Genomic DNA, 20969 nt, shown 5'->3' with positions numbered 1-20969 from the left:
TCAGTTTCTTTCTCCTGCAGAACTCAACTGACTCATTGAAGAGCTTTCATTTGGCAAGACCTTTTCGTTTTTCTTAGCGATTACAGGGGCTTTCCGCGCATGGTCGAGAATTTTTTTCGTCTTTTCACTGAGTGTCTGGCTGTTTTGCTGTGCCAGGGTTTCGGAATAATCGTTAAAATGAACCCCTCCTGTGTTAACGTCATAAACAGCACCAATCATTCCTACGCTTTCTTGTTCAATCATAAGTTTTATGATCTCACTTTCCGTATAAATCTGTTTTAATGTATTGACGATATTGAGTGCCGTAACATGTTCGACAAATTCACTGTTTTTACTGGTTCGGTTAGAAGTGGTTTTCGTTTCAGCAGTTAAAGCAGGTTTTATTTTGCTCAGTAGCTGGGTAATATGACCTTTTTCCACGCCATCGCAAGCAGCCTGAATAGCACCACAATGAGTATGCCCAAGCACTACAATTAACTTTGCCCCAACCACGTTGCAGGCGTATTCAATACTTGCCAACACGTCTTCATTGACCACATTCCCTGCAACACGAATACAGAATAAATCGCCGAAGCTCATATCAAATATAGTTTCTACTGGTACACGTGAATCAATACATCCCAAAACCACAGCAATAGGATGCTGAGTCTCTGCTGTGTTTTGAATATCATGTTGGGAGCTTCGATGAATTCTCGTGTCCGTTAAAAAGCGCTGATTCCCTTCGCTTAATAAACTTAAAACCTGGTATGGTTCAAGCGTCGCTTGCACGTCATAGGTTGTGACGTTAATAAAATCAATGTAATTGTGAATATCGTAATGGTCTTTAAATCCGATGAGATTAAGGGCAATCTGCTTAAGGGGGGCTTGTTCTTCTTTAAACTCTTTCAGTAGTTCAATAATTTCTTTATCAATGTAGTTGGAGTAGCGGGCGTCAATAATGAGCTGGGAATTGCGCGGGATAGAGGCAAGTTCTGCTACCAGAGAAGCTTTATTCAGGAAGGTAATTTGTTGAGGTAATATTAAGCGATTGGTAATACCAGTGGGATATATTTCTTTAATGATATCCAGACGAGCCTGGCTGTTGGATTTTAAGATATAAAAAAGGCTGATAGCCAGGCCGATTAATATTCCGGCCAGCAGATTCAACATCACGATACTGATTACCGTTGCGATAAAGGGGATAAATCGATCGGCGCCCTGCTGGTAGATAGCTTGATATATGGAGGGCTTTGTTAATTTGTAACCAGTAAAGATTAGAATGGCGGCTAAAGAGGATAGAGGAATTTTATTTAATCCCTCGGAGATCAGTAATACGGCAAGAAGAATAAAAACACCATGTAAAATAGCTGAAGCTTTGGTTTTCGCTCCTGCCTGAATATTCACGGAAGTACGTACAATTACTGAAGTAACAGGGATGCCGCCAATTAAGCCGGCGGCAAGATTTCCAAATCCCTGAGCAATTAATTCCTGGTCTTTGGAGCAATATCGACGCTTTTTATCCAGTTTTTCCGCTGCTTTTACGTTTAATAAGCTCTCTAATGAAGCCACAATGGCCATGATAAATGCATATAAATAAACTTTTGGGTTAGTCCAGGCTGACCAGGCAGGGTACTTTAATTCTCCCAGGAAATCGGAAAAGCCATTTTGTTGAGGGATATTGACCAAATGAGGATTATTCTGGGCAAAGGTTGAGTTAATCAGAATAAACAATTCATTGAGTAAAATACCTACAATGACAACGACAATCGGGGCAGGAATAGTTTTAGCCCATTTGTTTTTTGCCTTGTCTCCATAGATTAAAATGGCCAGGGATACCAGGGAAATAATCATGGCACCGCTATTTAAATGGTAAGTTAAATCATAAAAAGGATTGAAGCTAAGGCTTTCAGTGGATTCCAATAAGTGCGCTTGCAGTTCTGTCAGCTCAGATGACAATGTAAAAGCTAAAGGGAGCTGCTTGACAATAAGTAAAATCCCTATGGCGCATAGTAAACCCTGAACTACATTTGATGGGACATAATCAGCAACAAAACCTGCACGCAAAGCACCAACGATAATCTGGATAACGCCAGCAAGTCCTAATGCAAGAAGAAAGGTATTAAAATCACCTAACTGGCTAATAGCTGCGAGCACTACGGCTGCCATACCGGCCGCTGGACCGCTTACACTGACATGGGAGCCACTAAGGGTACCGACTATGATGCCGCCAATGATACCGCTTAAAATACCTGAAAATAATGGGGCGCCAGAGGCCAGGGCTATTCCAAGACATAAGGGAATGGCGACAAGAAAGACTACGATGGCAGCAATGAAATCAAATCTAAGGTGGCGATGTTTATAGATTCGTAATTTACGAAAATTTGTATTTAGTGATGCATTCATTATGTGATGCCTCTAATTTTTTAGCCAACCCGATAATAGCCTAGGTTGCCGGATTTGTAATGTTTTATTAAAAAAATGCTCTGACTAAAGTTGTGTTATTTTCTGGAGCGATGATTAATTACTTACTCATATTACGCACATGCGAAAACGGCAGTTTTTCCTTGAAAGATGTAGCCTGGCTCAGAAGAATCGGCGAAAAAAAGAAAATGGGACTACCAGGCAAATTCCATTAAAAACAGGGATGTATTATCCCCTGTGTATTTAGCTTGCCAACTTATCAGGAAAGAAGTTGCTTTTAGTAAAAATACGCTTGTTAGCGCTTTAAAATCTTTACCAAAACTATGCCAGAAGCTAAATTGGCTTTAAATTTGCACCGATCCCCCAGATCCGGGCTACAACCTTATCTGAAAAACCACCGTTTTAATCGCCCCCTGTTCTGTATGCTTAATTGACAAGTACCCTGGCAACCGCTACAAATGAAGTATATTTTTCCCTTATAAAATGATTATGGAATATAAAGACTATTATAAAATCATGGGGCTTGAACGTAGTGCAAGTCATCAGGACATTAAACGCGCCTATCGCAAACTTGCTCGTAAGTATCATCCTGATGTAAGCAAGGAACCTGATGCCGAGGTGAAATTCAAGGAGTTGGGTGAAGCCTATGAAGTACTAAAAAATCCTGAAAAAAGAGCGAAATATGATAAATACGGGCAATATTGGAAAGAGCAGGAGCAAGGGTATAGACCCCAGGCTGACCAATATTCCCCTCATTTTGATCAGGAAGAAATGACAGGCTTTGAGGATTTTATCAACAGTATTTTCAGGGAGCGCGCTCACCAACAGCGCAACACTTCGTTTTATGATCAGGGGGAAGACATTCACGCCAAGCTTGGTATTAATCTTGAGGACAGCTATCAGGGTGCCGAAAAAACGTTGCAGTTACAAATTCCTGCAATTGATCAACGGGGGAATGTTGAGTATCAACCTCGAGCAGTAAGGGTGAAAATCCCTAAAGGCATTACTAACAAGCAACAGATCCGGCTTAAGGGACAGGGGGGGAAAGGGGTTCGTCATCAAGGTGATTTATACATAGAGATAACTATTAATCATCATCCTTTATTTCATTTGCATAAAAAGGACATTCATTTACAAGTGCCAATCACTCCTTGGGAGGCAGTGCTTGGTGCTAACATCAAAGTGCCTACGTTAGGGGGGGAAGTTCAGTTAAAAATTCCTAGATTATCGCAGTCGGGTAAGAAAATGCGCCTGAAAGGAAGAGGTTTACCTGGTAATCCACCAGGCGATCAATATATTGTTTTGCAGATAGTGATTCCTCAAGTTGAAAATGAGCAGGCAAACCGATTGTATGAGCAGCTCGCTAATACCATCAAGTTTAATCCTCGAGAAAATATGGGGGTGAGTAATGGCTAAGGGCAACGAAAAACCCACAGAATTAAAATGTGAAGAGAAGTTTTGCCTCTCTCTAACCGAGGTAAGTTATTCGTTTGGGATTTCTGGGGAAACAATCCTTGAAATTATTGATGAGGGGATAATTGTTGCTCAAAAAGATAAAAATGATGAATGGTTGTTTGATGGTGAGGCTATTCGCTGCATACGTACTGTGTTACGGTTAAATCGTGACTTAGGCGTTAACTGGGCAGGGGCTGGGCTTGCGCTTGAGTTACTGAAGGAAGTTGAACGTTTACAAACGCTCCTTGAACAGAAATAATTGGAAAATGGTGGTGAATGATTTGAATGTCAGGCTGCGATTAAACGTGTGTTTTTTAGAGCGGCGCTATGCTCGCAGGACATTGAGTATTATTGAGAGTAAAATCCTAAATTAGAAAACCGCACGTTTAATTACAGCCCAACAGGGGAGAAATAATGCGAAAATTCTATCAAAGTATCTATATGGGGATCGGGATTCTTCTTATGGCAAGTTGCCAAATGTATACGGGAGGTGGTTTCCTGGGGCTTTATCATTCTGATGATGCAATTACTGCCGCGGTGAATCAGGCAATGGTAAACCACAGAGACCTTTCTCAAATACCCATTCGAGTAGAAACGCATCAGGGTAATGTTTTGTTAAGTGGTTATGTGAAAACTATTCGTCAAAGCGATACCGCTGGAGATGTTGCTGCCAAAGTGCCTGGTGTTAAGTCAGTAGAAAATAATTTGATCGTGCGAAAGTAACACTACGAGCATAAACAACATTGCGCCAGTCGTTTTTTAAGAAAATGGCTGGTGGCTATTGCTTCTTTTGAATCATCATATAGCCAATGGATAAAGGTCATGAGATAAACTGCTGTCAAAAAAGTCTCCTCAAGGGCTCGCCTGAAATGGCTTGCTGAGAGCTGGGCGGCTTCACGCCACCATTGTACCGTTCTGCTAATTCGCATTAATGCCGGAAACTGGATGTGCAGGTGTCCGGGTTCAAGCTTTGCCCAGATCATTTCCCGGGTAACCTTGCGGTGATTTTGCAGTAGTGAAAACCAACGCATCAGCAGTTGGTGTAGACGCTCTTGACCAGAGAGTTGCAAAAGCTCAGGTTGCGTGCTCATTTTCAGCATGGCCTTATCTGCGCGATCAAAAAAGGCATCAATCAACTCATCTTTTTCCCGAAAATAGGTATGGATCTTGGTAATAGGGATGTCTAATTGTTCAGCAATCTCAAATAACCTTAAGCGTTCCCATGAGCTTGCTTCAGCAAGATGAAGGGCAGTATCGACAATTTTGTCTGCTGTTATCTGCAAGGTCATGGTGCATCCATCCTTTGATTGCTGATACGGTACCTCGTTTTAAGTATAGCTGATCTGTTTGGCATTCAGAGCAGGACTATTGAGGGATATAAAGGAGTACGGTCAATCCTTCATATCTAACTCAAATCCAAACTGGATGCCGACAGATTTTGAGTACTATCGTTCGGTGTGTCAGAGGGTCGATTACCAATAAAACGGTAAGGGCTTGTTGGGGAGGATGAGGCTGGTGTCCTCCATGCTCCTGTTACTTCTGCAGTTGGATTTTGAACAGGACTCGTCGGGATAGGGGCTTGAATTAATCCTTCTGAGGATGTTTTCTTTGTCATTTCTTTCTCTTTTTGAGACTCTGCAGGCTCATAGGTTGGCGAGTAATAAAACCCTAATACCCTCAGTTTGAATGTCAGGACAAATGCTTTCCAGCGGGTTAGTTTTTCATAACCGTTTTTCTCAGGATGTTGTATTGTTTCCCGATATTCGCTTGCCGCTAATGTCTTAATTGATTTAAGGTTAGAACGAAAATAGACTTCGCCATTGGTTCCCAGGAGCAGCAAGGGTTGTGTCTGTGGCTTATTGGAGTCAACTTCTGGCAGAAAACAAAAGCCACCGTAGTTTTGAACCTCCGGCTTTTTGCCTGTTTGCATAAGTCGGGCAATATCGCCAAGCGAGTTAGTCATCCCATTAACCAGCATATCGCTGTTTTTATCATTATTCTTATTAAAGTAAGTGCCATCGCCAAAGGCTTCATCATCTTCAGGGTGCATTCTCAGATATTCATTTGAATTCGGTTGGTGCGGGTTGATAACTTCCACACTGCGTTTATTGTCTTCATCATGCATGTTATTAATAAGGATACTGCCGAAAGTACCAAATTTTTCCGGCATTGTTTTGCGAAGAATGCCTATACGGCTTAGATGCCCTCCGGCAAAATGGTCAGAATAAAAATGCATGGCAAAAAGTTCCTGACTGATGGCCAGGGCATGGTATCGATAGGCTAGCTCCTTATAAATTTCCGGATCAGTTTTATTTTTTAACCCAGGATCGGGGGAATTATCTGATTTTATCTTGTCTAAAACACTTTTAAGCTCATTGCTCAATTGAGGAGAATCTGGTTTGAAATTATCATCAGTTGCTAATTCCCTAAAACAATAGGCAAGTTCAGCGGTATGGAGCGCTGTGTGATGGCCTACGATATAGGCCCTTACAGACCATGGGGCAAAATGGGCTTCGTTTTTCGTTAATTTTTCACCATAGCCTTTTACTGTAAAGGCATAAACCAGCTGTTGAAAAATACTGTTAAGTGATTTAAAAAAGGGAATGTAGCGGGTGTTTTCTATGCGGTAAATTTTATCGATATCTGCTTTTTTGACGTTCTCAGAGGCTAAATCACCATAGGCTTGATGAAAGACCGCTGTTTCTTCTGAGCTAATTTTTTGATTAAGAAGCGTTTTAATACTTCGCTCCTGACGGCAGACATGCAATTCATCGGTTTTTTGACTATTTGCTACTTCATTCCCGCTAAGGTTCTCAGAAATATTTAATTCCAATCCCCAGCCAGCCTTCGTATAATAGTCGCCTGCCAAGGCAACGATATCACCGGCTGTTAATTCGGCATTTTCTATGGGAACAGGAACGTTGTTATCAAGACGCATCAGGTTTATCTTTAGGATATCTTCTTGGTTAGGCTGTTTGTTCTCATCAAGTGGAGACAAATGCTGACTTCCTTTAAGATAAGGATTTTCGTATTGCCCCTCTTTCAATGTATAGATACGAATTTCATCGCCAGCCTGCTTATGCTCGTTAGTTTCCATGGTTGCTCATAAAAGATATCAATTGACCAATTTTATTCATAAAAGGTTAACAAAATATTAAATATAAGGGATGGAGCATTAAATTATAATTAATTTCAACTGATAGATGTTATCCAGGTGAAGCTATATCGGCTCAAGTTATGGCTCCTAATTCCTGCGTATTAAAACCAACCGTAGTTTTAATCGCACCCAAGTAAAAAAGAGGGGAGAAACAAGGGGGTTGATTTAATGGCCTCTGTATTATCTCGTCTTCAAGGCAACCTGGGTTATAGAAAGTAGGGAAAGGCTTTGAAGTTAACCGCCTTAATAGCGATTAAGGCTTCTGTCAATGGTACAAGAGGCAGGCCAAGGATTGTGCTATCACTTCCCTGTACTTCTTTAAATAACCATTTGGCTTGTTTTTCGTAATGATAGGCGCCGCAACTTTGATAAGGCTGTTCCAGCCTTAAATAAGACTCGATAGTCTCATCACTGAGGTGTTTCATCGTCAGGATTGCAATGTCATGATCCTGCCACAGGATATGGCCTTCCCTGGCAATACAATAAGCTGAAATTTGTTGATGCGTTTTTCCGCTGAGAAGTCGCAGGTGCATGGTTGCTGTAGCATGAATAAGTGGTTTATCCAGATATTTATCTTCTATTACGCAAAGTTGATCGGCTGCTATGACAAAATGTTGTGGATAGCGGTTGCTGACATCAAGCGCTTTACAACGAGCAAGGGTACTTGCCAGTTGTAACATGGAGGCTGCCTTGAAATGCTGCTTGATTTTATCTTCGTCACAGGCAGCAGGAATAATATCAAATTGTAAGCCTAAAGAGCGCAGTAAACTGATCCGGCTTTGTGAGGCAGAAGCTAAAATAAGCGGTTGCTGTTCAATAAAATCAGACATAAATTGCTACCGACGCCATTAACAGAAAACCAATAATAACAAAACTAAAGTCACGTAAGTTACAGCATCGTTCTACCATTACGCAACGTTCAAGCCCATGAAGCGTTCCCAGGTATAGAAAAGTGCCTGCAGATGCGGCAATCAGAATGGGATCAAATAAAGAATCAGTTTCTATTCCATGGCCAAAGTACCAGCCAAGGAAGATACCAAGGGGAGTCATTAAACTAAAAATAAAGAATAATCCCAGACTTTGAGCTCTGCTCAGAGAGCTTTTATTGAGTTGTACTGCCACGGCAAAGCTTTCAGCCCATTTATGGGCAATGATGGCAAGGAACAACATAATAATCATTGAATTACTATGATTAAAGCCGAGGGCTGCCCCGAGCATCAATGAATGGATTGAAAGCATACAGCAAGCAAGGATAGCAAATGCAGGGTGGGAGGCATCATGATGGTGGTACAGTTCCTTGCCCAAATGTTCAAACCATAAAAACATCAGAAAAACAGCGCCCGTAATGATAAATGCCAAGGGATAATGATACCCCATCTGATTAAATAGCATATTGGAGTCTGGTAACATATGTAATAAGGCTGCGCCAAGAAATACGCCGGTTGCCAGCGTTTCACCAATTGGGAAGTCTATATGCCCATCACTTTTTATCCGCTTTTTAAATGGATACCATCCGGCCAGCAGGATTACTACGAAAGTAGAAATGGCAAAAATTATTTTTAAGGTGGCCGTAGCCATAATTCTTTCTCTCTAAAGACGGACAACATTAATGGTTGACGATTAAAGATGAATAATATTTTCACATACTGTATTTGGCAAGCGTTTTCTTGCCGCGATTGAAGCTCAGGCAATATGGGAGCAGGTTTTCATCAATGAATTACTCCATGCGTACTGAAAAGACGCACTTTCAGCTCCTTATTGTTGGCTTTTAAATCCTTGGCAATCTGCTCAGATAAGGCTTGCCAGGGCGTATCCTGGTTGCAGATCAGATCAAGGGTTATTTTTCCATCAAGGTAATGGATATCCCAGTTTTGCAGTGATGGATAATTTTTCTGCCATGCTGAGATTAATTGTTCATATAAATGGTTGCGGTTTGGTAAATGCAAGGAAGGACAGCTAACTTCATCATCCTCAGGATCGACGTGCACAATAACGTCTTTTACACGTTCCAGTTGATTAACCAGGGCTTGATGAACCTGTTGGGCAATATAATGCCCTTCAGAAACCGAGATATAGGGGGAAACCAAAATATGGACATCCACTAATACATCTCCTCCCATCAGGCGGCTGCGTAATTGATGAATTTTCTCTACCCCATCAACAGTTTGAATAATGTTCTCTATTCTTCCAAGCATTTCTGGTTCTACGGCTGTATCAATTAACTCTTTTACACTGCTCCAACCATAATCAATACCCATTTTGACAATCATAAAACCTACTATGATTGCTGCAATGGCATCAAGATAAGAAAAGCCAAGCAGGCTGCCTGCCAAACCTAAAGCGACCACGATAGATGATGCCGCATCAGAACGATGATGCCAGGCATTGGCGATAACCAATGTCGATTGAATGCGCTTGCCAACATGATAGGTATAATGAAACAGGGCTTCGTTCGCAAGGATAGAGCATAGGGCAATGGGAAGGGCAATCCAGCCTGGTGTGTCAGGCGTTGCCCGGATCGCTTCATCCAGGGCATCCCAGGCGATGCCTGTTCCTGCTAAAATCAAAAGCAGGGCAAGCATTAGTGTGGCTGCTGTTTCAATCCGTTGATGGCCGTAAGGATGAGAATCATCAGCGTCCTGACTGCCGTATTTTGAGGCAAAGACAACCATTAAATCGGTGATAAGATCAGAAAAGGAATGGATACCGTCAGCCACCAAGGCATGGGAGTGAAAGAGCCACCCACCCGCTAACTTGATACAGCCAAGCATTGCATTGACAATCGCACCAAGAAGAGTAACCTGCTTTGCTTGCTGATAGCGCTCCTTATCCATCATTCCTTATCCTTTACCAGTTCCAAAGTAAGATGAATTTCACCATCCAGGCTGGTGCATTCAATAAGTTTATGACCATTAATACGGCACCAGCAGGGCAGGTCATGTTGAGCACCTGGGTCAGTGGCAATAACCGTTAGTGTATCTCCATGCATAAGTTTTTTCGCCCTATTTTGAGTTTTAATCACCGGCATGGGACATAAAAGCCGACGAGCATCCAATTCATAATGAGCCATGTTATTCTCACAAATACCAATTTTGGGGGATTTCTTCAGCCGGCATGGGGTGTGCCTTTAGTACTTCCGTTTGCCCGTCCAGATGGTAGAGATCAACTTCTACAGACTCCTCTTCCCGGCCTGAACAATAGCGTCCTGCAATTTGAGCACAAGTAATTAAATCATTAATGGTTGGCTTTCCTTCAATTAAGATAATTGGCCCACGGTGTTCTCGAACCTGCATGTGGATATATTGCTTGCGATAACCGGTTAAAAAGTTACTTTCAGCCTCATCCCGGGCAATAATCAACTTATAATGAGGCGCTGGTCTGATATGTCGGCCGGCTTTTAACAGAATAATGTCTTCCATATCATAATCACGTGTACCTCGATGGCTCCACATGTCTTGCAAACGGCGGGTATAGTTTTCATCGGTCAGTACACAGCAACCACCCGCAGGTTGGGCGAACTCCTCAATTGCCATCGAGGCTGCCAAATTTAATTGGGGTTTACGGTTTCGTCCATGAAAATCATAGAGAGCTTCCCGATTAACCCATCCCTCGCGTTCAGGTAAGGTTGGAGGGAGGAGTTTGGCGCATAAGGGGCGCAGCAGACGATCTTCAGCGCCTGATTGCCTGGCAATCAACGGCATCGTCGAACTGCGTTGTGATTTAGGTCGTTGGCCAACCACTTCACCGGTAATAATAAAATCAAATTGATGTTCCAGCATCCATTGATACGCTTCCTGCACCATAAATATTTTGCAATCCAGGCAGGGATTAATATTTTTCCCATAGCCGTGTTTAGGATGCAGTAATATTTCTTTATAGGGCTCCACGATATCCACAATATGGAGTTGGATTCCTAATTGTTCTGCTACCCATAAGGCATCATTTCTTAAGGGTTTGCTATTTTTACGGTTACGGATGGCTGAAGTATGTCCTGAATGGCAGAAGCCAGTATAAAAATTAATACCCTCGACATGTACCCCTTGCTCTTGAATCACCTTGACAGCAAGCATGGAGTCAAGCCCTCCTGAGATGAGGGCAACGGCTTTACGCTTTAATGACATGAGAAAACCTGATAATAAAATGACCAAATATTGTAACCTTTCCTGGCTAATGGTCAAGTTAATGATTAACAGGAGGCCTATGCGAAAGGTTATCTGACAATGTATCAATTCCTGTTTCCAGTTCCTTGACTAACTCTTCTGCCGAAGGGCGGTTTTCTGGTTCTCCTTGCCATCCCCAGGTAATCAGTTTAGCTAACTTGGGCTTGCAAACCTCCTTTATTTTTTGCCTGTGGTTGGGTATTTTTAATTTAAGTTCGCTAAAATATTCCCATAATTTTCTATTATATTCATCGGTTGTATGGCAATCCTCTGTTCCGGATTTAAAATTTTCCGGCTCTTCGGGAAGTTTCCAACTGGCAATTTCCCAGAGGGTAACAGCAAGGCTAAAAATATCCGCTTTTTCATCATAGGGCTTCCCTAGGATAACTTCTGGGGCGACCCATAAGGGGGTACCTTTTATGGAGATTAGTTTGTTTCCTTTCATGGTTTCTGCATGACCGAAATCGCCTATCTTGGCGTGCAGGCTCTCATCCAGAAGAACGTTATCTGATTTAATGTCCAAATGGACAATATTCAATTGATGTAGAAAGGCCAGGCCCCTGGTAATTTCGCGGATCCAGCGGTAGCGTAAAGACCAGTTTACCGGTTCTTGTCTATCTTCTATATATTTCGCCAGTGAGTTATTTTCCATGTATTGTATGTACAGTCGGTTGCAACTGTCTTCCAGGGAATAGGCTATCAGGTGAACGACATGAGGGGCGTGAGCCTTTGCCAGCATACACATGATCTCTATTTCGTTTTCATCACTCTCTCCTGTTTCCTTGATTGCAACTCCTTGTCCATTTAATAATCCTTTGTATATTTTGCCATAGGTGCCTTTGCCAATCTGCTCTAATTGCTGAACCTGAGCGTTTTCTAATAATTCCCCTTCCGGAGTTATAACGTTCATAGGTCCAGGTTCTTCTATTCCGGGTGTATCTGATGTATTGCTGGCATTTTTCATGCGGTTAGCCTTTATTAAACATATTTTGTGCTATTTTAAATCATTTCTACCTGTGGGTATAGAAAAGAATACAGGACTGTAGGAAAGATAAAATATCAATCATTGGAAGACAGGCCTTATTTTAAAGGTATTTTACATCCTATGCACAGAGTTACCCACAGAAATTGTGGATAAACGCCAGGAGAAAAAGGGCGGTAAAAACCAATAGAAAGCCATTATTTATAAGGGGCTTGGAGGATGAGTGGAATAAATGAACCAGTTTTTTACAGAAGGGAGTAAAAAGTTATCCACAGATTTTGTGGGTGAAGAAAGAGAAATCAGCTTTGCTATCTTAGCAAAGAAAAAATGAAAAAACAGTCTTGACTTCAATTTATTTCGATTATTTTTATCAAGCGTCTGTCAATTGTGGCCGCCAACGGCAAAAGTAATGGATTATAGTGGAGGTTAGCCATTTGAATTGCCGATAAACGGTTTATTAATTTATAAGTTCAGATATTTTATTATTGTCTGCTTAAAAGATTTTCTGACAGTGTGTCAATTCCTGACTCTAATTCCTCGACCACCTCTTTTGCTGACGGACGGTTTTCCGGGTTTCCTTGCCATCCCCAGGTGATCAGTTTAGCTAACTTGGGCTTGCCGATCTCATCTGTGCTTTGTCTTTTTTCCAGGACTTGGATTGCAAGATCAGTAACTAAAAATTCTTCTTCGGGTTTATAAGGCTGGGGTTCTTTCCAGTTGGCAATTTCCCATATGGTAACAGCAAGGCTAAAAATATCCGCTTTTTCATTATGGGACATTCTCTGGAAAACTTCTGGAGCCACCCACAAGAGGGAACCTGTTGCTGAGGTCAGTCTGTCGTTTTCCATGATCTCTGCAAAACCGAAGTCACTTATTTTGGCATGAAGGTCGTCGTCAAGCAGGATGTTATCTGCTTTAATGTCCTTATGTACAATTTTCAACTGATGCAGGTATGCAAGACCTCTGGCAATTTCCTGTATCCAAAGGTAACGTAAAGACCAGTCTTCCGGTTGTGGATTGGCTTTGATGTATTTTTTTATTGAATTATTTTTCATGTATTGCAGGTAAAGACGGTTGGAGCGGTCTTCCAGCGAATACGAATAGGCTATCAAATGAACAACATAAGGGGCATGGAGCTTTGCCAGTAGGCACATGATTTTTATTTCATTTAGGTTTCTATTACCTGTTTCCTTGATAGCGATTGCCTGATCTTTTAACAATCCTTTGTAGATAACACCAAATGCCCCCTTGCCAATCTGCTCTAATTGCTGAACCTGAACGGTTTCTGATTTGTCATCGGGAGTTATCACGTTGGTAAGAACTGCGGGTTTTTCTATTCCAGTGCTATCGGCTGCATTGCTGGTATTTTTTTTCATACGGTTTACCTTGCATTAAATTGTGCGATTTTAAATCATTCTCATCTGTGGGTATAGAAAAAATATATAAAGGGGACGATGAATTATCGCGCATTGAAAGCCATGCCTTATTTTAAAGGTATTTTACATCCTATGCACAGAGTTACCCACAGAATTTGTGGATAAACATCAGGAGGAAAAGTATGGTAAATTTCAATAGAGAGCCAGTATTTATAAGCGGTTTAGAGAATGGATGGAATAATTGAGTCAGTTTTTCAGAGAAGGGATTAAAAAGTTATCCACATCTTTTGTGGATGAAGGAAAGAAATTAGCCTAGCTATCTTAGCAAAGAAAAAATGAAAAAACAGTCTTGACTTCAATTTATTTCGATTATTTTTATAATTGACTGTAGAAGCGAGGGTTAACCTTGTAAAAATTGTTCAAACTGCCCCAGCCAGCGCCTGGTGATGGCCTCTGCTATATTTGATTTATTATTTATTAAGTGCCTGGCCATTTTTGCCGCCAAGGGCAAAAGTAATTGGTCGCGGTGAAGGTCGGCTACCTTGAATTGCCGATAGCCTGTTTGTTTGACTCCTAATATTTCGCCTGCGCCTCGTAAGGCGAGATCTTTTTCAGCAATGACAAAGCCATCAGAGGTGGCGCGCATGACTTTTAATCGTTCAGCACCCGAGAATGACAACGGTGCTTGATAAAGCAATAAACAGTGCGATTGCTGGCTACCTCGTCCTACACGGCCACGCAATTGATGCAATTGTGATAGACCCAAACGCTCTGCATTTTCAATAATCATCAAACTGGCATTTGGTACATCCACTCCGACTTCAATGACGGTTGTGGCAACCAGAAGGTTGATTTCACCACTCTTAAATGCATGCATGGTCGCTTCCTTTTCTGTCGATTTCATCCGTCCATGAATGAGTCCGACCCGGACCTCAGGTAGTTGCTGTTGAAGTTGCTCAGCAGTTGCTGTCGCTGCAATGCATTGTAATTTTTCTGACTCTTCTATTAGGGTGCAAACCCAGTAGGCTTGACGGCCACTGGCAATTGCTTCTTGCAATCGGCTGATAATCGGGGCTCTTTTTTCCTGGTTAATGACGGCGGTGGAAATTGGGGTTCGTCCCGGTGGTAATTCATCAATAACGGATAAATCAAGGTGTGCTAACTGCGTCATTGCCAGTGTCCTTGGGATAGGCGTTGCGGTCATTAATAGTTGATGGGGGATTAGTTCAGCCTGCTGCCCTTTCTGCTGCAATAGCAGCCGTTGTTCTACCCCGAAACGATGTTGCTCATCGATAATAACCAAACCAAGATTGGCAAAGTGCACATTTTCCTGGAATAGGGCATGCGTGCCGATAAGGATTTGGCAATCATTATTAGCTAGAAGGGCTAATGTTTCCTTACGTTCGTTGGTCTTTAGTTTGCCGCTCAATCGGCGGCAGTTTATCCCCAGCGACGAAAACCAGGCTTGAAAATTCATGGTATGTTGTTCGCTTAATAATTCTGTAGGCGCCATGAATGCAACCTGATAACCATTACCAATGGCTTGTAAAGCGGCAAGCGCGGCAACAACGGTTTTTCCCGAACCAACATCGCCTTGTACCAGCCTTAACATAGGTTTTGATTGTAGCAAATCAGCAGTGATCTCTTTACTGACGCGTTGCTGGGCGTTTGTCAGCGAGAAAGGTAATTGATTGATAAAACGTTTTTCCAAGTCGGGTTGCGAAGACATGGTAGGCGCATTGAGGTTGCCACGGTGCTGTCTTGCAAATTGCATGCTGAGTTGCTGTGCAAGCAATTCATCAAAAGCAAGTCGTTTCAGCGCCGGATGAGTGCCTTCCTCCAATGCGGATAAGGGAATGTCCGGAGGGGGATTATGCAATAACTCCATGGCTTCGGTTAATGAAGGAAAATGATGTTTTTCCAATTCTTCAACGTCCATCCATTCCAAATCGGCTAATTGCTCACGGCAAGTGTTTAATGCGGTCTTAATGAGTTGGCGTAAACGGGTTTGGCTGAGCCCCTGTGTCGTGTGATAGATGGGGGTCAGTGTTTCATCAACGATACAATCGTCCTCGCTGTTTAGTAATTGATATTCAGGATGGATCATTTCCAGGGTGTTGGAAAATTCACGGACCTCGCCAAATGCCCTTATCAGCTTGCTTTCATTCAGTGTTTTCACCTGTTGCTTGTTAAAGTGGAAGAAGCGAATTTTCAGGATGCCGGTTTTGTCTTCCACATAGCAATAGAGCATCATGCGCTTGCCATATTTGATTTCTGTTTTGCAGACTTTTCCCACAATTACACACCAGTTATCAACCTGCAAATCACGGATGGTGGTGATGCGGGTTCTATCCTGATAGCGGTAAGGTAGATGGAGCAGTAAATCAGCTACAGTGCTAATGCCACATTTACCGAGTTTGGCTGCGAGTGTTGAGCCTATTCCGGCTAAAATTTCACAAGGTTGTTGCAACACAGTATGATTTATATCAAAAAAACCTGATAATAACAGGAAAATAGTTTAATGTTGACTTGCCATGAACAAAAATTTGAATCTTAGGGATGGAAATCGCATTCTCATTTGTACTGCAGCACTGATCCTGGTGTCGCTTGTTGGTTATTTGCTCATTGCTGGCCGCAGTTTACTGATCCCCTTAATCATCTCGGTTTTTATTTGGCATTTGTTAAATACTATTCATAATGCAGTCCAGCGAATACCGTTGGTCGGTTCGCGGCTGCCGAGTTGGTTAAGCATGGTATTAGCTTTGTCGGTTGTTACGTTTTTGGTAAAGATTTTAATTGATATTATTACCAATAATGTTAATGATGTTATTGCTGCCTCACCACGTTATCAAGAAAACTTAACCCATATTTTTAATCGAATGGATGAGCGTTTCCACTTAAAGTCACTGACGAATATGGATAATTTTTTTCAGAGTATTAGTGTACAAGGTATTCTGGTGAATATTTACGGGGTATTTACAGCCGTTACTGGTTCTGCGGTGTTAATCGCACTCTATGTTGTGTTCCTGTTTGTAGAGCAACATTTCTTTACTCAAAAACTGGACGCCCTTTTCCCCCAGACCAATCATAGACTGTTGGTTAATAACATTCTGACCCACATTGTTAAAGATACCCAAACTTACCTGGGATTAAAGACCTTATTGAGCCTTGTTACTGCTACAGCCAGTTGGATTATTATGAAGTCGGTAGGGCTTGATTTTGCTGAATTCTGGGCTTTATTGATTTTTTTCCTGAACTTTATTCCTAATATTGGTGCTATTGTCGCCACGGCATTCCCTATGTTATTGGCGCTGATTCAATTCCAAAGCTGGTTTCCTTTTATCGTGATTGCGTCAGGAATCATTGCTATACAATTTATTGTTGGCAACCTGATTGAGCCTCGTTTCCTGGGAAAATCGCTCAACCTAAGCCCCCTGGTTATTTTAATTGCTTTGGCGTTTTGGGGAACTATCTGGGGAGTTTTAGGCATGTTTCTTTCTGTGCCTATTACGGTAATGATGATGATTATTTTTGCCCATTTTGATTTAACCCGTCCCATTGCTGTTCTCTTGTCCCAGGATGGTTATATTAAAAAAGCCTATGAAAACCTTGCCAGACACTAGTACAACGTTTCACTGATTCTGTTTTACACTGTCATTCCCGCGCAGGCGGGAATCCATAGCCCAATTTAGCTCCTCACTTCACCTGAGAGATAGATTCCCGCCTGCGCGGGAATGACAAACTGGACAGATTCAGTGAAACGTTGTACTAGGTTAAAATAAACCTCGTCAACGGTTGATAGTGGGATGTTCCCGCAGCCGATTTGCTTTCAAATAGCGTGATCTCGTTAATCAAAAACCTGGGAATTTTGGCTATTTCGATTTGTGCCAGAGAAGAAACGTCGGGTTTATAATTATTGAGCCGTGCAAGTGTCATGTGGCCACGAAAAGGGCGGGTTTCAATTGGATAATGAGTCGCCAGAATGCCTTGGTTAATATGGTCGGTAACCTGTACCAGGGTAGAATTTGGTCCTGCCTGCAGGGAAATAACTTTTGGGCAATTTCCTGCCGGAAACAACATCAGATTTCCCAATTCCAAATAAAATGGCTCAACACACTTGATATGGTGTTTCACATTTTTAATTAAAGTTGGAATATGTTCGCGCTGAATGGTGCCGATAAAGGCCAGCGTCACATGTAAGTTATTTAATGGAACCCATTTTATTTCTTGTTCTATAAGCGGATTTTTATTTAAATGGTTTAAAATATCATTTAATATTTCCAATAATGATTCTTGAGGTTCTATTGCAAAAAAAATGCGGGAATATTTCATTTTTATTTGCTCTTGAAATACTTCAATTAATTCAGGTTATACTAACTTTTATTGAATGATAATTCAATTGATTATGCGTGTATATAAACATCTATTTTTAGAGCGAATTTATTAAATTATAACACAATTAATCATTTTTAAATTGGCGTGATAATATTTATAATTTTTTAGTTGATAGAATAAGTATAAGGTACTATATCTTTAATGAGTCCATGAATCAGGACAAATTTATGAAGTATCCTTACACTGCAAAAATTTATTCACAGGATGAAGTTGTCGCGCAGAAATCGGGCGATGACATCGAGCATCTTTATCTATGGATGCTCACTTTTGCTAATGGCTTTAGTTGTCGAATTCAAGGGGAAATTATTGATAATGAAACAAAGGAAATTGTAAGAAAATTTAAGGAAAGTCCAATTGAGTAATTGGTGGTAGATTAAAATCGATGTTAACAAAAACAGGTATTTTCACTTGGCTATAAATTTGTATTATTAAAGATTAATAACCGTTAACCTTCCATTCTATCCATTTGATGCTGGCTTTTATCGCTACTATTAATGATTTTCCTGCTCCGGACAACGATTTTTGGAGAGGCTGACTACTTTGCATCTGATGTGAAAAAGCGCATAATAGCTGCTTTTTGACGAGTGAACAAAGCGCTATGAAACAAACTGTTGAACAATTACTCGCACAAGCCCTGAACGCTCTTAAGCATACTGCTGCTATTCCAGCGGATACAGTGGCCGAAATTAAAGTGGAGCGTGCCAAGGATAATAATCATGGTGATTTCGCTACCAACCTGGCAATGACGCTTGCCAAACCTTGCCGCCAGCCCCCCCGTAAGCTTGCTGAATTAATTATAGGGGCTTTGCCTTCCCACCCTATGGTTGAGCGGCTTGAAATAGCCGGCCCTGGATTTATTAATTTTTTTATCCGTGATGAGGCGCGTTCTCAGGTAATTGCAGAAGTACTTAACCAGGCTGAAGCATTTGGCCGTAGCAATTTAGGCAAAGGGCAAAAAGTTATTTTAGAATTTGTTTCGGCTAATCCAACCGGCCCTCTGCATGTGGGGCATGGTCGCGGGGCAGCTTTTGGCGCAACGTTAGCGAATATTCTCATGGCGGCAGGGTATGATGTTAGCCGGGAATACTATGTTAATGATGCCGGTCGGCAGATGAATATTCTTGCCGCGAGCGTCTGGCTGCGCTATCTGATTTTGTCTGGAGAAGATATTATTTTCCCGGCCAATGGCTATCGTGGGGACTATGTGATGGATATCGCCCAGGAGGTGATGGATCAATATGGGACTGAATTCGTGCATCCCTGGTCCATAATAAGGGAGGGGTTGCCAGTCGATGAACCAGAAGGAGGTGATAAGGAAGTCTATATTGATGCGATTATTTCCCGGGCGCAAGTGTTGCTTACTGAACGGGGGTTTAAGTTATTTCATAAATACGCGCTGGATTCTGTATTGGCTGACATCAAACTCGATTTGGCCGAGTTTGGTGTGGAGTTTGACTGTTGGTTTTCAGAGCAATCCTTGTTTGATGACAGTGCAATCAGTAAGGGGATTGAGGCATTAAAAGAGGCTGGCCATACTTATGAAAAGGCAGACGCTTTATGGTTTAGGGCAACGGATTTTGATGATGAGAAAGATAGGGTGCTTATTCGTGCGAATGGCCAAACCACTTATTTTGCTTCCGATGTAGCTTACCATTGGAATAAATACGATCGTGGTTTTGCACGGGTTATTGACATTTTTGGTGCCGACCATCATGGGTATGTTACGCGGGTAAAAGCAGCAGTAAAGGCTTTGGGCCATGACGAGAATGCGCTTGATGTATTGCTGGTGCAGTTTGCTATTCTTTATCGGGGTGGTGAGCGGGTGCAAATGTCGACTCGTAGTGGTTCCTTTGTAACCTTGAGAGAATTGCGCGAGGAAGTAGGTAATGATGCTGCCCGTTTCTTTTATGTAATGCGCAAGCCTGAACAACATATGGATTTCGACCTGGATCTTGCAAAATCAGAATCAAGTGACAATCCTGTTTATTATATTCAATATGCGCATGCAAGAATAAGCTCCGTATTAAGGCAGTTAAAGGAACGTGGTTTAAGCTGGGATGAAACAACTGGACTTGCTCATCTTCATTTATTGACTGAACCACAGGAAACCGCTTTAATTTCCCTGGCAGGCCGGTATCCTGAAATTATTGAAGCATCGGCTAAAGCCTGTGAGCCCCATCAATTGGCTTATTATTTGCGCGAACTGGCTACTGGGTTACATAGCTATTACAATGCCGTTCAACTATTATGTGAAAAAGAAGCATTAAGAAGCGCTCGCTTATGCTTGTTGGCAGCAGTGCGTCAGGTTTTAAAAAATGGTTTGCAACTATTGGGTGTATCGGCTCCTGAGAGTATGTAATGGCAAAAGATTATGAAAGACGAAAGCCGACAAGGCAGAAAAATAGTACACCCAGGCAATTTTTCTGGGTGCTGGCTTCTTTTTTGTGTGGCTACCTGACCGCCAGTATATTTGATTTCAATAGTGTTAATCATTGGGTTCACCAAAATATTTTGGCAAAAGAGGAGCCTCAACCGAAAGCAAAAGAGATTGCCAGACAAAAAGAGCTACCCAAACCTAAATTTGAGTTTTATACCTTACTGACTAAAGATCATCGAGCATCGGTTCCATTGCCAAAACCAGTGTTAACAACGCCTGCCCAGCTTGTGGAGAAGCCGCAAAATGGTACTCCTGCAGCAGTGGTTACGGCCAATCCTGTAGCGACTGTTTCGACAGCGCCGCCGATAAGCAAACCCTTACTTTCCCCCGGCAAGCAAAAAGAATCCTATTTGGTACAGCTGGCTTCTTTTAAAAGCAATCATGATGCAGAGCGGTTGAAAGCGGCACTCATTTTAAAAGGTTTTGATGTGCGTATCGCGGTTGCTCCTCCACAACAAGGCGGTTGGTTCAGGGTAATCCTTGGCCCTTATACTTCACGGTTGGAGGCAGAAAAAATACAGGTTGAAGTGGCTCGCAGTGAGCATCTTAAGGGGATGGTACGGAAGCTGGATGCCTAGGCTCTGGGAACCAATTTTTTCACAGAGAC

19 protein-coding genes are annotated in these 20969 nt (G+C 41.9%); 7 read left to right on the top strand and 12 right to left on the bottom strand.

The genetic code is table 11. The features are described from left to right. Positions 1 to 2382 carry a SulP family inorganic anion transporter gene (locus tag E1O65_RS01190; RefSeq protein WP_133131774.1) on the bottom strand — a complete coding sequence of 794 codons (2382 nt, stop codon included), beginning with the start codon at positions 2380 to 2382 and terminating at the stop codon, positions 1 to 3. 507 nt (positions 2383 to 2889) lie between these two features. Between E1O65_RS01190 and E1O65_RS01185 the strand changes: the two genes are divergently transcribed. The 3 genes from E1O65_RS01185 (at position 2890) to E1O65_RS01175 (ending at position 4578) form a co-directional block, all read left to right on the top strand. Next, positions 2890 to 3816: a DnaJ C-terminal domain-containing protein gene (locus tag E1O65_RS01185; protein ID WP_133131773.1), complete on the top strand. Its 927-nt coding sequence runs from the start codon at positions 2890 to 2892 to the stop codon at positions 3814 to 3816. After that, positions 3809 to 4114 (top strand): chaperone modulator CbpM, encoded by a 306-nt coding sequence (locus tag E1O65_RS01180; protein WP_133131772.1) that lies wholly within the window; start codon positions 3809 to 3811, stop codon positions 4112 to 4114. Before E1O65_RS01185 ends, E1O65_RS01180 begins: the two co-directional genes overlap by 8 nt. Before the next feature lie 155 nt (positions 4115 to 4269). Then, positions 4270 to 4578 carry a BON domain-containing protein gene (locus tag E1O65_RS01175; RefSeq protein WP_133131771.1) on the top strand — a complete coding sequence of 103 codons (309 nt, stop codon included), beginning with the start codon at positions 4270 to 4272 and terminating at the stop codon, positions 4576 to 4578. 2 nt (positions 4579 to 4580) lie between these two features. Here E1O65_RS01175 and E1O65_RS01170 read toward each other — a convergent pair whose 3' ends face one another. The 10 genes from E1O65_RS01170 to recG all read right to left on the bottom strand — a co-directional run bounded on the left by E1O65_RS01170 (position 4581) and on the right by recG (position 16003). Then, complete coding sequence (locus E1O65_RS01170) at positions 4581 to 5144, bottom strand: TetR/AcrR family transcriptional regulator (RefSeq protein WP_133131770.1); 564 nt, start codon at positions 5142 to 5144, stop codon at positions 4581 to 4583. A gap of 116 nt (positions 5145 to 5260) precedes the next feature. Next, entirely contained in the window at positions 5261 to 6952 is a 1692-nt protein-coding gene (locus E1O65_RS01165; RefSeq protein ID WP_133131769.1) for a hypothetical protein, read from the bottom strand. 266 nt (positions 6953 to 7218) lie between these two features. After that, entirely contained in the window at positions 7219 to 7842 is a 624-nt protein-coding gene (locus E1O65_RS01160; RefSeq protein ID WP_133131768.1) for a Maf family protein, read from the bottom strand. Continuing rightward, on the bottom strand, positions 7835 to 8593 hold the full coding sequence (locus tag E1O65_RS01155; RefSeq protein WP_133131767.1) for a ZIP family metal transporter: 759 nt from the start codon (positions 8591 to 8593) through the stop codon (positions 7835 to 7837). The genes E1O65_RS01160 and E1O65_RS01155 overlap by 8 nt, the downstream gene beginning before the upstream one ends. 128 nt (positions 8594 to 8721) lie before the next feature. Beyond that, positions 8722 to 9849: a cation diffusion facilitator family transporter gene (locus E1O65_RS01150; RefSeq protein ID WP_133131766.1), complete on the bottom strand. Its 1128-nt coding sequence runs from the start codon at positions 9847 to 9849 to the stop codon at positions 8722 to 8724. Continuing rightward, positions 9846 to 10082 carry a sulfurtransferase TusA family protein gene (locus E1O65_RS01145; protein WP_133131765.1) on the bottom strand — a complete coding sequence of 79 codons (237 nt, stop codon included), beginning with the start codon at positions 10080 to 10082 and terminating at the stop codon, positions 9846 to 9848. Before E1O65_RS01145 ends, E1O65_RS01150 begins: the two co-directional genes overlap by 4 nt. Positions 10083 to 10089: 7 nt before the next feature. Beyond that, positions 10090 to 11133: a tRNA (5-methylaminomethyl-2-thiouridylate)-methyltransferase gene (locus E1O65_RS01140; RefSeq protein WP_133131764.1), complete on the bottom strand. Its 1044-nt coding sequence runs from the start codon at positions 11131 to 11133 to the stop codon at positions 10090 to 10092. A gap of 58 nt (positions 11134 to 11191) precedes the next feature. Next, positions 11192 to 12136, bottom strand: a complete 945-nt coding sequence (locus E1O65_RS01135) for a protein kinase (RefSeq protein WP_133131763.1) — start codon at positions 12134 to 12136, stop codon at positions 11192 to 11194. 500 nt (positions 12137 to 12636) lie between these two features. Beyond that, the gene (locus E1O65_RS01130) at positions 12637 to 13530 is read right to left on the bottom strand and encodes a protein kinase (RefSeq protein ID WP_133131762.1); all 894 of its coding nucleotides are present in this window, start codon (positions 13528 to 13530) and stop codon (positions 12637 to 12639) included. Positions 13531 to 13930: 400 nt separating this feature from the next. After that, positions 13931 to 16003, bottom strand: a complete 2073-nt coding sequence (recG, locus tag E1O65_RS01125; RefSeq protein ID WP_133131761.1) for an ATP-dependent DNA helicase RecG — start codon at positions 16001 to 16003, stop codon at positions 13931 to 13933. Between the two features lie 61 nt (positions 16004 to 16064). On the opposite strand from recG, the gene E1O65_RS01120 reads away from it, so the two are divergent. Continuing rightward, positions 16065 to 17153, top strand: coding sequence for an AI-2E family transporter (locus E1O65_RS01120; protein WP_133131760.1), 1089 nt, complete (start codon positions 16065 to 16067; stop codon positions 17151 to 17153). Positions 17154 to 17298: 145 nt separating this feature from the next. On the opposite strand, the gene thpR is transcribed toward E1O65_RS01120, so the two are convergent. Further along, positions 17299 to 17862, bottom strand: a complete 564-nt coding sequence (gene thpR, locus E1O65_RS01115) for an RNA 2',3'-cyclic phosphodiesterase (RefSeq protein ID WP_133131759.1) — start codon at positions 17860 to 17862, stop codon at positions 17299 to 17301. A gap of 230 nt (positions 17863 to 18092) precedes the next feature. Here thpR and E1O65_RS01110 point away from each other — a divergent pair, with 230 nt between their 5' ends. The 3 genes from E1O65_RS01110 (at position 18093) to E1O65_RS01100 (ending at position 20940) form a co-directional block, all read left to right on the top strand. Continuing rightward, positions 18093 to 18287 carry a hypothetical protein gene (locus tag E1O65_RS01110; protein WP_133131758.1) on the top strand — a complete coding sequence of 65 codons (195 nt, stop codon included), beginning with the start codon at positions 18093 to 18095 and terminating at the stop codon, positions 18285 to 18287. A 236-nt stretch (positions 18288 to 18523) separates the two neighbouring features. Further along, complete coding sequence (gene argS, locus E1O65_RS01105; RefSeq protein WP_133131757.1) at positions 18524 to 20284, top strand: arginine--tRNA ligase; 1761 nt, start codon at positions 18524 to 18526, stop codon at positions 20282 to 20284. Further along, positions 20284 to 20940 (top strand): SPOR domain-containing protein, encoded by a 657-nt coding sequence (locus tag E1O65_RS01100; RefSeq protein ID WP_133131756.1) that lies wholly within the window; start codon positions 20284 to 20286, stop codon positions 20938 to 20940. The genes argS and E1O65_RS01100 overlap by 1 nt, the downstream gene beginning before the upstream one ends. Positions 20941 to 20969 lie beyond the last annotated feature (29 nt).

Origin of the sequence: Legionella sp. W10-070, assembly GCF_900640175.1 — a bacterium.
Taxonomy (GTDB): Bacteria; Pseudomonadota; Gammaproteobacteria; order Legionellales; family Legionellaceae; genus Tatlockia.
This window is presented reverse-complemented; position numbering and strand designations above follow the sequence as displayed.